Genomic DNA, 13979 nt, shown 5'->3' on the forward strand with positions numbered 1-13979 from the left:
ATCCGAAATCATCCTCAGGTATGACGGTCGGGCCACGGCCGCCTCGGCGCTCTGCGGCGAAGACCATCCTCAGGTCCGATGTGGGAGGGCGGGCCCGGCGACGAAGCTGGAGGCATGAACACATCAGCGACATACACCGATGCCCATCCTTCCCCGACCTCATCCCCGACCTCCGCGCAAGGGTCGACCCGGGGCCAGGGTTCGAACCCCGCGCCGAGGCTGGCCATCCAAGCCATCGGACTGCGCAAAACCTACGGTAGAGGGGACGCGCAGGTCCGACCGCTCGACGACCTCAGCCTCGACATCGAAGCCGAACGCTTCACCGCCATCATGGGACCCTCCGGCTCGGGCAAATCGACGCTGCTCAACATGCTCGCCGGACTCGACACCCCGGATTCGGGCGAGGTCTTCATCGGACGCACGGCGATCTCACGGCTGGGCGACCGCAAGCTCACGGCGCTGCGCCGTGACCGCATCGGCTTCGTCTTCCAGTCCTTCAACCTCGTGCCCGCGATGAGTGCCGAGGAGAACATCCTGCTGCCCTCGCAGCTATCGGGGCAGAAGACCGACCGCCGCATCTTCGATCGCATGGTCGACCTGCTCGGTCTGCGCGAGCGCCTGGGCCACCGGCCGCACGAGCTCTCCGGCGGACAGCAGCAGAGAGTCGCCGTCGCTCGCGCACTCGTCGCCCAGCCCGATGTGCTCGTCGCCGACGAGCCCACCGGCAACCTCGACTCGAGCTCCGGTGAAGAGGTCCTGAACATCCTGCGCGCCTCGGTCGATGAACTCGGCCAGACCGTCGTCATGGTCACCCACGATCCCCGGGCCGCCGCCCGCGCCGACCGCGTCGTTCTGCTCGCCGACGGACGGCTGGCAGGTGAGCTCTCCCAACCGGATCCGGATTCCGTTGCCGCCGCGCTGATGAATGTCACGGCGGCCTCGGCGTCTTCGGGAGCCGCACCTGCTGGCCAGTCGGCCGGGACCGCAACCGGCCCCGGGTCTCCAGCCGGAGCCGCGCCGGCAGACGGAGGTGCCCGATGATCCGCATCGCCTGGTCCAACCTCCGCAGCGCCTCCGGGCGCCTGAGTGCGGCGATGATCGCGATCGCCGTGTCCGTGGCCTTCATCGTCGCGGCACTCCTGTTCTCCCAGGCCTTCGGCGACACCCTGCGCAATCAGGTCCAAGCCGAATGGGCCGGCGCCGACGTTGCCGTCACCGCGGCCGCATCCGAGGACCCGGCAGCTGCAGCCGATGAGGCCTCCCCGCTCACCGAGTCCATGCGTCAGACGGTGGCCGACGTCGAGGGGGTCGAGTCCGCCCAGCTCACCGAGTCCGCCTTCGTCTCGGTCTCGGCGGGATCCACCTCGGTGACGGGGTCGGCGACGAACCTCCCACAGGGACAGGCAGAGACCGTCGACGGCTCCGCCCCGGGCTCGGATGACGAGCTCATGCTCCGCGAAGCCGATGCGAAGACCCTCGGGGTCGGCGTCGGCGACAGCATCACACTCGGCGAGTTCGACGGGGCGCGGCGGTCCGCCGATGGGCCGAGCTTCACCGTCTCGGGCATCATGCCCGGCTCCTCGGCCGCGGGGATGAATCTCTACCTCACCGACGGCGGACTCAAAACCGCCCCGGGTGAGCTCGTGCCCGACTCCATCCGGGTCGTCGCCGACGACGGGAGTGATCGCACGGCCCTCGCCGAGGCGGTCGGATCCGCGCTCGCCGATGCCGGTGCCGACGTGTCGGTGAGGACCGTCGACCAGGTCGTCGAGGAGCAGATCGAGTCGCTGTCGAACACCACCGACATGCTCTCGACCGTCGGCATCGCTTTCGGACTGCTGGCCGCGGGGGTCGCGGCGCTCGTCATCTCGAACACGTTCAACGTCCTCGTCGCCTCCCGCACCCGCGTGCTCGCGCTCTTCCGCGCGATCGGAGCCTCACGCAGTCAGGTGCGCGGAGCCGCGGTGGTGGAGAGCCTGAGCCTCGGAATCGTCGGATCCGTGCTCGGCGTCGGGCTCGGACTCCTCATCGGATGGGGACTCTCAACCGTGGTCCGTGCGCTGTGGATGCCGGAATTCGCTCAGATGTCACCGTCCGTCTCGGCGTTCGTCGTCGGACCGGTCGTCGGCATCCTCGTCACCCTCGCCGCGGGGCTGATCCCCGCGATCCGGGCCTCTCGGGTTTCCCCGATCGAAGCGCTCCGCCCGGTCGATGTGCCTGCCGCCGCCCCGAGCATCCGGTGGGTGCGTCTGAGCCTGACGCTTGTGCTCGGCATCGCCGGAATCGGACTGTGCCTGCTCGGCACCGCCAGCCAGTCCGTGCTGTTCGGCATCGTCGGCTGCTTCGCGCTCTTCGTCGCCCTCCTCGTCGGTGCGAAGGTCTTCGTGCCGCCGTTAGTGGCGCTGTTCGCCGCCGCAGTCGGCCTGATCACTCGGCGCTCGCCGGCAGTGAAGCTGGCCGGACGGTCGGCGAGCACAGCGGGAGGACGCACCGCCTCGACGACGGGTGCCCTGCTCATCGGGATCACCCTCGTCACAGCCGTGGTCGTCGGTTCCTCGAGCCTGCAGCGAACCCTCGAGCTCGCCACCGCCGAGGACACCCCGGTCGATCTCGTGGTCTCCGCGGCAGGGCAAGACGGTGCCGATGATGCGAAGATCGCCTCCGTGCTCGAAGATTCGCCGGTCGTCGAGGAGCGCATGAACATCCCGGCGCCCACCGCCTCGGTGAGCGTCGGTGGGACCGACGGGTCCGGTGATGTGGCGATCACCAGCGCCGAGGCGGCCGCGGACTCCCCGGTTCTGCGCAGCGACGGGTACGACGTCGATGAGGGCACGATCCTCCTCGACCCGACAACGGTGGGACTCGACGAGGCGGATTCTGATGTCGACGGCCAGAGCGCGACCGTCCGCCTCGGCGAGCAGGACCTCGATCTGACGATCGAGACTTCCTTCGACGTCCCCGCGGGGACGGCCTTGGTCAGCGGTGTCGACGCGAAGACCCTCGAGGAGGCCGCCGGCGACGATGTGGCCGAACAGACCTGGGCGAAGATCGCCGATGACGCTTCGATTTCGCAGATCGAGGCCCTGACCTCAGAACTCGACGCCGTCGGTGCCTCAGCCGATGCGACTGCTGCACAGTACCGGGCGGATTTCGCCTCGCTGTTCCAGGTCGCTCTGAGCGTGGTGCTCGGACTGCTGGCGGCCGCGGTGGTCATCGCCGTGATCGGAGTGAGCAACACACTCACGCTCTCGGTCATCGAACGACGCCGAGAGGGTGCCCTGCTGCGGGCATTGGGATTCACCCGAGCCGCGATGTCGCGGATGATCACGATCGAATCGCTGCTCATGACGGTCATCGCACTGATCGTCGGAGCCGGGGTCGGCACGTTCTTCGGCTGGGTCGGAACGGCATCGATGATGCCTGCCTCAGCGAATCCGGTGCTGTCCGTGCCGTGGACGCAGATCGGGCTGATCGGCGTCGCCGCAGTGCTCGCCGCCGTTCTCGCCTCGGCGATACCGGCGAGGTCGATGTCGCGGATCGCCCCGGCCAAGGGGATGAGCATGGAGTGAGACCGGGGTCGGGTCTCGGTGCGGCCGCGAGTGGGAGCTTCGGGTCTCCTGCCCGCGGCCGCCTCGGTGAGGGAATGCTCCCGATGGCGGCTGTGTCGGTGTGACCCAGTAGACTTGGGGAGTAATGACATCCCCTTTCACTTCGAGGTGAAGCACTCTCATGCCAGCAATCGTTGTCGTCGGCGCTCAGTGGGGCGACGAAGGTAAAGGTAAGACCACCGATATCCTCGGCACCAGCGTCGACTACGTGGTCAAGCCCAATGGTGGGAACAATGCCGGCCATACGGTTGTCGTCGGAGGAGAGAAGTACGAACTCAAGCTTCTGCCGGCGGGCATCCTCTCACCGAACGTCACCCCGGTCATCGGCAACGGCGTCGTCGTCAACCTCGAGGCGCTCTTCGAGGAAATCGACGCCCTCGAGTCGCGCGGCGCGGACACATCGAAGCTGCGGATCTCCGCGAACGCCCACCTCGTGGCTCCGTACCACCAGACGCTGGACAAGGTGACCGAACGGTTCCTCGGCAAGCGGGCCATCGGCACCACCGGCCGCGGCATCGGACCGGCCTATATGGACAAGATCGGGCGCTTGGGCATCCGCGTCCAGGACGTCTTCGACGAGTCCATCCTGCGCCAGAAGATCGAAGGATCGCTGCGGCAGAAGAACGAACTGCTCGTCAAGGTCTACAACCGCCGAGCGGTGTCGGTCGAAGAGATCGTCGAATACTTCGAACCTTTCATCGAACGTCTGCGCCCCTACGTCGCCGAGACCGAGCTCATGCTCAATGAGGCGCTCGACCGCGGTGAGGTCGTCGTCATGGAGGGCGGTCAGGCGACCATGCTCGACGTCGACCACGGCACTTACCCGTTCGTCACCTCGTCGAACCCGACAGCCGGCGGATCCTGCGTGGGCACAGGCATCGGCCCGACCCGCATCAACCGCGTCGTCGGCATCGTCAAGGCATACACCACCCGGGTGGGTGCCGGACCGTTCCCGACCGAGCTGTTCGATGAGATGGGCGAATACCTGCAGAAGGCCGGCGGAGAATTCGGTGTCAACACCGGTCGTCCGCGCCGCTGCGGCTGGTACGACGCGGTCATCGCCCGCTACGCCGCCCGCACCAACGGCTTCACCGACTATGTGCTGACCAAGCTCGACGTGCTCACCGGCATCGAGCGCATTCCTGTCTGTGTCGCCTACGACGTCGATGGAGTGCGCCAGGACGAGATGCCGGTGTCGCAGACCGAGTTCCACCATGCGAAGCCGATCTTCGAGTACTTCGACGGCTGGACCGAGGACATCACGAAGGCTCGCACCTTCGACGACCTGCCGGTCAACGCACAGAAGTACGTGCTCGCCCTCGAAGAGCTCTCGGGCTGCCGGATGTCGGTCATCGGCGTCGGCCCCGACCGCGAACAGTCGATCGTGCGTCACGACCTGCTGGACTGAGCAGGGCCCCGGGAGCTTCCCGGATCGAAACACATGGTGAAGGGCGGAGCCGACAGTGCGTCGGTTCCGCCCTTCGGCATGAGCCCGTCAGCACAGTGTTTGTGGGTTGCTAACCCCGCAGCTTCCGGATGGACTCGACGGCGCCGTCGTAGGCGGCGGCGATGTCGACGAGGTCGATCCGGTCCGGCAGGTCCCCAGGAGGCTGATGGCTGAGGAGGAATTCCACAGTCGCCCGGACAGAGGCTTCGTCATTGCCCAAGACTCCGTCGGAGACCTCTTCGGCATCGTCGAACATCAGAACGATCTCGTCGGTTCCCGTCGCTGAGCGGATGCTGGCCAGGAACTCTCCCGTGTCCTGCATCTCCACGTCGATCTCTTCAGCCATTCCGACCTCCCACTGCTCGGTGCACGCGGTTCGGTGCATACGACGACGCGGCTCATTCACCTGCGTCGGCTCTGTGATTTCAGCATAGACCCGACGACCACCGTCTTGGACAGCCGGTGAGAAGCTGGCATCGTTGCAGGCAACACGACTACGGAGGAGGATGCGTCCAATGGCTCAGAGCCGTCTGCAGGAAGCCGCCTATCAGGGCCCCGCGCTCGAGGTCGACAGAGACTTCTACTCACAGATCGGTGAAGACACCCAGTCCCGGGAAATCATCGACGAGTTCACCATCCCCATCCGCTCCGGACAGGCGTGGGACGTCCCCGCCGGCCACGTCTGCCGCATCTCCACCGTCGACGGCCCGCAGGTCGGCGACCTCAATCTGTGGAATCGGCACGATCCCAGGGAACGGTTCTGGGCAGCACGGACCCGACAGCTCCAGGCTGCACACGTGTCCACATTCGACCGCCTGTGGTCGACGCTGCCGTTTCTACGACCGATGGCCACCATCGTCGGAGACACACTGTCCGACTACGGCACGGACCCGGAGGGCGGCCGAGTGCACGACACCTTGGGCACCCGATGCGACCCTTATGTGTCGCAGATGCTGAGCGGCGTCGACTTCGACTACCACTGCCATTCGAACCTCGTCCGCGCGATCCTGCCCTACGGCCTCACCGAATTCGACGTCCACGATGTGCTCAACGTCTTCCAGTGCACGGGGCTGAACAGCAACGACGAATACTTCATGAAGACCTGCCCGGCACGCCCGGGCGACCACTTCGAGTTCTTCGCCGAGCAGGACCTGCTCGCGGCCCTGTCCACCTGCCCCGGCGGAGATCTGTCCGCACCGATGTTCGGTGACGGCTCGTCCGATCCGGTGGAGAACTGCCACCCACTGCAGGTCACGGTCTATCGGCTCCCCGCGGACCTCCTCGGCGAGTGGGAGGAGCCGAGCTCACCGAACTATCGGGGAGCCCACGGACTCCGACCCCAACCGTGGGCGTGAACTCGCGTCCAGAACGGAAGGACCGGCAATGACACCATCATCGCTTGCAGCCCGGTATGCCGACCGGCTCGGACTCGACAGCTCGGAGGACGGACTGCGCCGTCGGGCGCACGGGACGATCGACGACATCGTCGACCTCATCGACGAGCTGCTGACCGCCCACGTCCGGTCGATCTGCTTCGAGAACCTCGACGTCATCGCCGCACGCGCGGCAGGGAAGTCGCGAGGCATTCCCACCGACCTCGACCCACTGACGGCGAAGCTCTTGGACGCCGGCCGCGGCGGCTACTGCCACGAACATGCGACACTCGTCCGCGCCGTGCTCCGAGAGCTCGGGCTGAGCGCGCACCCGATCCTCGCCCGCGTTCACCTCGGCGACGGGAGGTCCGCGCCCGGACCGCTGACCCACCAGGCGACGATCGTCGAGATCAAGGGTCGGCGTTTCCTCGTCGACCCGGGGTTCGGCGGTGGGACGCCGCAGGCTGCACTCGCGCTCGAGGCGGAGTCGAAACCGCGGACGACAGAGCACGGAGAGCACAGGATCGTCCCGGCCGACACCGTGCTGGCACCGGCGATGCGAGCGGAAGCCGACTGTGCGCTGCAGTCGCGGACCAGTGCTGACCAGGAGTTCCGCACCGTCTATGCCTTCGCGGATGTCCCACGGGAACAATCCGACCTCGAGGTGTGTCGAACTGGTTCACCGCGACGAAGCCCGGCACGCGCTTCACCGGCGCACCGGTGGTGGCAAGGACGCTCGACAGCGGCGGCAAGGTGTCGCTCGAAGGTGGCCAGCTGCGCAGTCTCCGCCCCGGTGGCGAGCCCGAACGCATTGAGCGGACGGTGACCGATGCCGCCGACTTCGCCGCCGTTCTCCGTGGAGAATTCGGGCTCGACCTCGACCGGACTTTCACCGACCCGATCTGGGGCGTCGTCGAACGATCGTGACGGGCCGGGCTGATCACGCCTACCCGCCCGCACTCGCGGGTTTACACTGGCGCCATGTCCGCGTCGCGCACTGACGACCTGATCGGCCGGCCTCACCCAAGTCTGCGGCCATTCGTGGGTGACTACGTCGGCTACGACATCTCCGGCGTCCCCGCGGGGACGCACCTCGGACTGCCATCGGGAACTCTGACTTTCATCGTCTCGATCGACGAACCACTGTGCCAGGTCGGTGCCCTCACCGGCAGCCGTGAGCATTTCGACGTGCTGCTCGCCGGCCTTCACCTGCGCTCGACGCTCATCGCCCACCCCGGTGCGATGTCGGGAATCCAGATCAATTTCAGCCCGTCGGCCCCACGGGCGTTCTTCGGAATCCCCGCCGCAGAATTCGCCCACCACAGCGTCGACCTTGCGGGGATCTCCCGGCCGCTGGCCGTGGAACTGCACGAGCGGGTCAACCTGGAGACCGAATGGTCCGCCCGCTTCGCCGCCATCGACGACGTGCTCACGCGCACGATCGATGACGCGAATCGCCCCCGCACCGAGGTGGCCGCCGCCTGGCATCGGATCGCCGACAGCCATGGCGGTCTGCCCGTCTCCCTCGTCGCTGATCACGTCGGATGGAGCAGGCGCCATCTGGGCAGCCAGTTCCGATCCGAATACGGGATCGGACTCAAGGACGCCGCCCGCATCGTCCGCTTCGATCGGGCGCGGAGGCTCATCCCCGAAGGCCGGGGCAGTTTGGCGGAGATCGCCGTGAGCTGCGGCTATGCCGATCAAGCGCACCTCAACCGGGACTTCCAGGATTTCGTCGGTCTCAGCCCCAGCCGGTGGCTGGCCGCCGATGACGTGGCCCGGACCCGGACTGGGGGAACAGATTCGGTGGGGGCCGCCTCGGCGAGGGGATGACCTGTTCCCATTTGTCCAAGACGTATAGGTGGGTGTGCGTCGATGATGGAATTCCAACTGCGACGAACTCAGGAGTGACCATGTCCGAGAACCATGCCAACGTCTGGCCCACCTTCCGCTACCGCGATGCCAAAGCCGCGATCGCCTTCCTGCAGGAGGCCCTCGGCTTCGACGTCATCGCCGAATACACGAACGCCGACTATCCGGATCGCGTCGATCATGCCGAACTCGCTTGGCCCGAGGGCGGGGGAGTGATGCTCGGGTCCGTCCGCGACGACGGCGGGGTCATGACCAAGACGGGAGTCGCCTCGGGGTCGGTGTATCTGGCCTCCGGCAACGTCCGTGAGCTCCACCAGCGTGCGCTCGCCGCCGGTGCCACCGAGGTCATGGGACTGACCGAGCAGGACTACGGATCGCTCGACTTCGCCATCCAGGACCCCGAGGGTGTGCTGTGGTCGGTCGGCAGCTACCGCGGAGCCGGCACGTGACGGCTCGGACCGATCCGCATCGGCCCGAGAGTCACTCCACCCGTGCGTCGACGCCCTCGGCCCACCGGTAGGGGCGGGTGGCGAGCAGCGCACCGACGGATCGGCGCAGACGCGAGACCTCAGCGCGGACGGTGACCACATGGTCGCCGTCCCCGTAGAGGCGCTGGCTGAGATCGGCGGCACTGATCCCTGCAACACCCGCCGAGGTGACCGCCGCCAGAATCTGCGCCCTCCGCGGCGTGAGCGGAACGACGAGGGGGTCGGTACCGGAATGGATGTCGAGCACGGGTGGGTCCTGTCTCATCCGCAGAGTCACCGAGGCTCGACGGTCGCCGGTGGGCCGCAGCAGCCACCCGCCGGTGATCTTCTCCGGCAGGCACAGACCAGCACCGGGAATGAGGATCGAGCGGTCGGCAGCGGGGGCCTCGATGCGGTCGCGGCTGCGCACTCCCTGCTGGTAGGCCACCCATCCGGCCTCGTCGACGACGAGGGCCGGGCCGGACGTGCCGGCGAGCATCGCCGACATCCGATCGCGCAAGGTGTTCAGCGCTTCCTGCTGCGCGATCATCAGTCTGGCCTCGGCCAAGCGCACCGCCGTCGTCACCAAGGACTGCACGGCCGGGTGGAGGGTCATCGCCGGGCCGCTGATGTCGACGACTCCCAAGAGGGTCCCATCGTGCGGGTCGTGGACGGGCACGGCGCTGCAGTACCAGGGATGCTGCGAGGCTTCGAAGTGCTCGGCGGAGAAGAGCTGGACGGGTGCCTCCTCGGTCAACGCCGTGCCGATGGCATTCGTGCCGACCTTGACTTCGGACCAATGCGCTCCTTCGACGAATCCGAGCTCATCGGCTTGCCGTCTGGCCGATGCCGCACCGTCTCGCCACAGAATGACGCCGTCGGCATCGGTGACGACGAGGATGAACGGAGCCGCGTCCGGAGCCCGCAGCAGCACTGAGCGCATCTCCTCGACGACCAGTCGCAGCCGCGACGTGCGCCGCCGAGTCTCCAGCTCGGCCTCATCGGCGACGATCCGCGCATTCGCACCATCCGGGTCCAGCCCCAAGCGCAGCATCCGATCCCACGAACGCCTGACCAGCGCGCGCGGTTGCACCGGCGGCGAGGCCCCGGTGATCACGGCATCGTGAATGCGTGTCAGATCTCTGGCGAGATGCGCCAGATCCGGCTGAAGCATGCCTTGAGTATAAGACGGGAACGTATCCCTGACCATGGGGTCGGAACGTTGGTGAGAATCCCGGCCCGGCGCGAGCCTTGCAATCCGATGCAACTCTTCCGAGCCGTGAACGCCCGGCCTAGTTTGGAGTCACTGAACTCAATGAGGAGGAGTGACATGACAACGACGCTCGACCGTCCCCAGCTGACTGCCGACGACATCGCAATGAGGTGGCTGCAGGACTTCGAATCGGCACTGAGCCGCCGGAACATTCCGGCCGCCGCCGGACTGTTCGCCACCGACAGCTACTGGAGGGACCTCGTGTCCTTCACCTGGAACCTCAAGACGGTGGAGAACCCTGATGGGGTCACCGACCTGCTCACCCACAACCTCGACCGGGTCTCACCGGAAGAATTCGAACTGACCGAACCGGCGGCAACCGCCGACGGAGTGACGGAAGCATGGTTCACCTTCACCACCTCGGTGGGGCGTGGCAAAGGGCTCGTCCGCCTCATCGACGAAGACGGCATCAAGGCCTGGACCATGCTCACCGCGCTTCAGGAGATCGCCGGACACGAGGAGCCGCGCGGCACCCGCCGGGCCAAGGGTGCCGAACACGGCGTCGATCCCGAGCGGAAGAGCTGGTCGGAGAAACTCGCCGAGGAGGACGCCGCCTGGGGTAAGACCGCCGATCCGTACATCCTCGTCGTCGGTGGCGGGCAGGGCGGGATCGCCCTCGGCGCACGCCTCCGCCAACTCGGGGTGCCCTCCCTGGTCATCGATCGGTGGGAGCGGCCGGGTGACCAGTGGCGGTCGCGGTACAAGTCGCTGTGCCTGCACGATCCGGTCTGGTACGACCACCTGCCGTACCTGAAGTTCCCCGACAATTGGCCGGTGTTCGCACCGAAGGACAAGATCGCGGACTGGTTGGAGTTCTACACGAAGGTGATGGAGATTCCGTACTGGTCATCGACGACAGCCGCCTCGGCGACCTATGACGAAGCAGAAGGCCGGTGGACGGTCGAGGTCGACCGGAACGGAGAGAAAGTCACTCTGCGCCCGACCCATCTGGTGATGGCCACGGGCATGTCGGGCAAGCCGAGCATCCCCACTTTCCCGGGCTCGGACATCTTCGAGGGCGAGCAGCAGCATTCCTCGCAGCACCCGGGCCCTGACGCCTATGCGGGCAAGAAGGTCGTCGTCATCGGCAGCAACAACTCGGCCTTCGACATCTGCGGAGCCCTGTACGAGAACGGCGCCGACGTCACGATGGTGCAGCGCTCGAGCACGCACATCGTCAAGAGCGACTCGCTCGTGGAGATCGCGATGGGGGACCTGTACTCCGAACGCGCTCTTGAGAGCGGGGTGACGACGGAGAAGGCGGATCTCATCTTTGCGTCGCTGCCGTACCGGATCATGCACGAGTTCCAGATCCCGCTCTACGACCAGATCAAGGAAGCGGATAAGGACTTCTACCAGCGCATGGAAGATGCCGGGTTCGACCTCGATTTCGGCGACGACGAGTCCGGTCTGTTCCTCAAGTACCTGCGCCGGGGCTCGGGCTACTACATCGACGTCGGAGCCGCCGAGCTCGTCGCCGACGGCAAAGTGAAGTTGGCCAAAGGCCAGGTCGACCACCTGACTTCTGACTCGGTTGTGTTGGCGGACGGCACCGAGCTGCCGGCTGACCTCGTCGTCTATGCCACCGGCTACGGTTCGATGAACGGATGGGTCGCCGACCTTGTTGACCAGGAGACCGCGGACAAGGTCGGCAAATGCTGGGGGCTGGGATCGGAGACGACGAAGGACCCGGGCCCGTGGGAGGGCGAGCAGCGCAATATGTGGAAGCCCACCCAGCAGGAGAACCTGTGGTTCATGGGCGGCAACCTCCACCAGTCCCGCCACTACTCGCTCTACCTGGCATTGCAGCTCAAGGCCCGGCACGAAGGTATCGAGACTCCGGTGTACGGGCTGCAGGAGGTGCACCACCTGAGGTGACTCTCGCCCGAACCGGTCATCTTCGCTGCGTGCGGAGGCGTGTTATAGGAAGTTCCGGACGATCTGTGCTGATTTGAGCCTCAGTTTTCAGCACAGATCGTCCGGAACTTCCCATCTTTTAGCTGAATCTCGCCTGAGACGAACGTCATCCCGGTCGGTCGCCGCATGGTCAACAGCCGCCACCACTGCCCCGGCCCGACCGAACGCGCGGCTCGAGACCCAAATGGTCACGAATCTGTGACTCCAACAGGATGTAGTTGGCATTGCTCGTCACGTGGAGGACCGTCCAGCCTTCTGCACGGAGCGCTTCGTCGCGTCTGAGGTCGCTTTCTCTCTGCCGCTTCGATTCGAAGTGGTGACCGCCCTCGTACTCCAGAGCAAGCCGTGCGTCGGGATAGCCGAGGTCAGGTTCGACAATGCGCCCAAGGAGGCGGCTGGGAACATGAGGATGCACGACAGGTTCGGGAAGACCGACGTCGACGGCCCACAGCCGCAGGTCTGTCTCGGGTGGCGAATCAACAGTCGGACGGGCGAGGTTGGCCGCCTCCAAGAGGTGCTGTCGTCCGCGGACGAATGGACGTGTGCGAACGCAGTCACGCAGTTCGTCGAGCCCGATCTGTGGTGGTCCGTGCCAGTTGCCGACGGCCGCGTCGCAGATTTTCACGAGGTCGCGTTGCATCAGGTCGCCTGCGATTCCGATGATGACCTCTGCTGGAGCGAGAATGGGTAAGCCGAACCATTGCCTGACCGTCATGGTCGTCATTCGACGCAGAGTGATCCCAGGGAGTCTGATCCGACAATTGGGCTCTGTGACTGAGACATGGAGTTGCGACGTCAGCCAGGTGGAAGGAAGCGGCCAGCCGTAGAGCCGCGCGGCAAGGGCGTGGCTGGCAGCAATGTCCGGGTAGTGAAGGAGCGCGGCTCTGAGCCTCTGCGCATCAAACAGCCAGTCAGTATCGGCCCAAGCAGGTACCGGGCGGCGGTCGAACCGTTCGAGGTCCATCCGTACGCCGGGCAATACCTGCTGAAAGCGCTTCGAATGATAGAGGCTGTGCCGTGTGATGCCTCGTTCGATGTAGTCCCGGGTTCGGAACACCTCCGGAAAATCGTGCATCATCCAGCGAGAGTCAGCGCACATAGGAGCCAGCTTCGCCTGCCGGTCACTGAAAAGAAATGGCGAGAAACCAGCCTGTGGATAGAGAAGCGCCATCCACAGTCAGCTGTGTGCGAGTGATACAGCGGTCGCGGGCCGACTTCCGGACGATCTGTGCTGAAAGCTGAGGCAATATCCCGCACGAGACGTCCGGAACTCCACGGTGGGTGATTCAGAGTCCGAGGCGGGTGAGCACTCGCTTCACGTGGTCGAGGGCTTCATCCTGTGACAGCCCGAAGTTCTGATTGAAGTACATGCCGTCGCCGATGAGCTGGATCGTCATCGCCAGGTCAGCATCGCCGAGGTGGTCGTTGAGTAAGTTGAACCACGCTTCCCTGGTCCTGCGCAGAGCCGCCTTGGCCTCCTCGTTCTCGAGTGCGAGACAGCCGGCAGCGATGAGGCTGCGGTCCAGGGGAGTGCCGACCTCGGCCGAGGTCTCGAGGTAGTAGTAGTGAAGGCGTTCGCCGGCGGCCTTCATCTCTTCGATGTCCTCGTCGACCAGCTGGTCGAGCCGTTCCAGGCTGCCCTTGATGAGCTCGGCTTTCGAGCCGAAATGGTAGAGCAGACCGCCCTTGGAGACTCCGGCTTTCGCAGCAACTGCGTCCAGAGTCGCACCGGCTGTGCCGTGTTCGTCGAGGAGCTCATCGAACGCGTCGAGCAGCTTCTCCTTGGTTGCGGTCGGATTGCGTGCCATAGCCACGAGCCTAGTCGATGGCGGGGCCCATGAGACTGACGGTGCGCCCGAAACCGGACCGAGGCGGTGAGGGGGCGAACCGATGGTACCGGGCGGGGATGCGGGTAGGGACACGGTCATCGCCGAGGCGGTCGAGCACTCCGTGTATCTCCTGAGCGTGCGAATGCGGGTGACCTTTCCGCTTCCCAACTGTACCGTCCAGACGGTACAGTTG

General features: G+C 65.9%; 12 protein-coding genes and 1 pseudogene. 9 read left to right on the forward strand and 4 right to left on the reverse strand.

Annotation, left to right across the window (positions count from 1 at the left end):
• Window positions 1–114 precede the first annotated feature (114 nt).
• From HF684_RS03380 to HF684_RS03390, 3 genes are all read left to right on the forward strand, one after another.
• Entirely contained in the window at window positions 115–1041 is a 927-nt protein-coding gene (locus HF684_RS03380; RefSeq protein WP_169251348.1) for an ABC transporter ATP-binding protein, read from the forward strand.
• Window positions 1038–3569, forward strand: coding sequence for an FtsX-like permease family protein (locus tag HF684_RS03385; protein ID WP_169251349.1), 2532 nt, complete (start codon window positions 1038–1040; stop codon window positions 3567–3569). The genes HF684_RS03380 and HF684_RS03385 overlap by 4 nt, the downstream gene beginning before the upstream one ends.
• A 160-nt stretch (window positions 3570–3729) precedes the next feature.
• Entirely contained in the window at window positions 3730–5016 is a 1287-nt protein-coding gene (locus HF684_RS03390) for an adenylosuccinate synthase (RefSeq protein ID WP_169251350.1), read from the forward strand.
• Window positions 5017–5125: 109 nt separating this feature from the next.
• Here the strand turns inward: HF684_RS03390 and HF684_RS03395 are convergent, their stop codons facing one another.
• The gene (locus HF684_RS03395; protein WP_169251351.1) at window positions 5126–5401 is read right to left on the reverse strand and encodes a hypothetical protein; all 276 of its coding nucleotides are present in this window, start codon (window positions 5399–5401) and stop codon (window positions 5126–5128) included.
• A gap of 169 nt (window positions 5402–5570) precedes the next feature.
• Here HF684_RS03395 and HF684_RS03400 point away from each other — a divergent pair, with 169 nt between their 5' ends.
• From HF684_RS03400 to HF684_RS03415, 5 genes and pseudogenes are all read left to right on the forward strand, one after another.
• Window positions 5571–6410, forward strand: coding sequence for an urea carboxylase-associated family protein (locus HF684_RS03400; protein WP_169251352.1), 840 nt, complete (start codon window positions 5571–5573; stop codon window positions 6408–6410).
• 28 nt (window positions 6411–6438) lie between these two features.
• Window positions 6439–7083 (forward strand): annotated as a pseudogene (locus HF684_RS03405) (arylamine N-acetyltransferase); the annotation flags it as partial.
• 68 nt (window positions 7084–7151) lie between these two features.
• Window positions 7152–7355, forward strand: a complete 204-nt coding sequence (locus HF684_RS18920) for a hypothetical protein (RefSeq protein WP_282433914.1) — start codon at window positions 7152–7154, stop codon at window positions 7353–7355.
• 54 nt (window positions 7356–7409) lie between these two features.
• Complete coding sequence (locus tag HF684_RS03410; RefSeq protein ID WP_169251354.1) at window positions 7410–8261, forward strand: helix-turn-helix transcriptional regulator; 852 nt, start codon at window positions 7410–7412, stop codon at window positions 8259–8261.
• Window positions 8262–8341: 80 nt separating this feature from the next.
• The gene (locus tag HF684_RS03415; RefSeq protein ID WP_169251355.1) at window positions 8342–8749 is read left to right on the forward strand and encodes a VOC family protein; all 408 of its coding nucleotides are present in this window, start codon (window positions 8342–8344) and stop codon (window positions 8747–8749) included.
• 31 nt (window positions 8750–8780) lie between these two features.
• Here HF684_RS03415 and HF684_RS03420 read toward each other — a convergent pair whose 3' ends face one another.
• Complete coding sequence (locus HF684_RS03420) at window positions 8781–9941, reverse strand: GAF domain-containing protein (RefSeq protein ID WP_169251356.1); 1161 nt, start codon at window positions 9939–9941, stop codon at window positions 8781–8783.
• A gap of 156 nt (window positions 9942–10097) precedes the next feature.
• Between HF684_RS03420 and HF684_RS03425 the strand changes: the two genes are divergently transcribed.
• Window positions 10098–11918, forward strand: a complete 1821-nt coding sequence (locus HF684_RS03425; RefSeq protein ID WP_169251357.1) for an NAD(P)/FAD-dependent oxidoreductase — start codon at window positions 10098–10100, stop codon at window positions 11916–11918.
• A 169-nt stretch (window positions 11919–12087) separates the two neighbouring features.
• Here the strand turns inward: HF684_RS03425 and HF684_RS18720 are convergent, their stop codons facing one another.
• Entirely contained in the window at window positions 12088–13128 is a 1041-nt protein-coding gene (locus HF684_RS18720) for an endonuclease domain-containing protein (RefSeq protein WP_248279099.1), read from the reverse strand.
• 115 nt (window positions 13129–13243) lie between these two features.
• Window positions 13244–13765, reverse strand: a complete 522-nt coding sequence (locus HF684_RS03435; protein ID WP_169251358.1) for a TetR/AcrR family transcriptional regulator — start codon at window positions 13763–13765, stop codon at window positions 13244–13246.
• Between the last annotated feature and the right edge of the window lie 214 nt (window positions 13766–13979).

Source organism: Brevibacterium sp. 'Marine' (assembly GCF_012844365.1).
Lineage (GTDB): Bacteria > Actinomycetota > Actinomycetes > Actinomycetales > Brevibacteriaceae > Brevibacterium.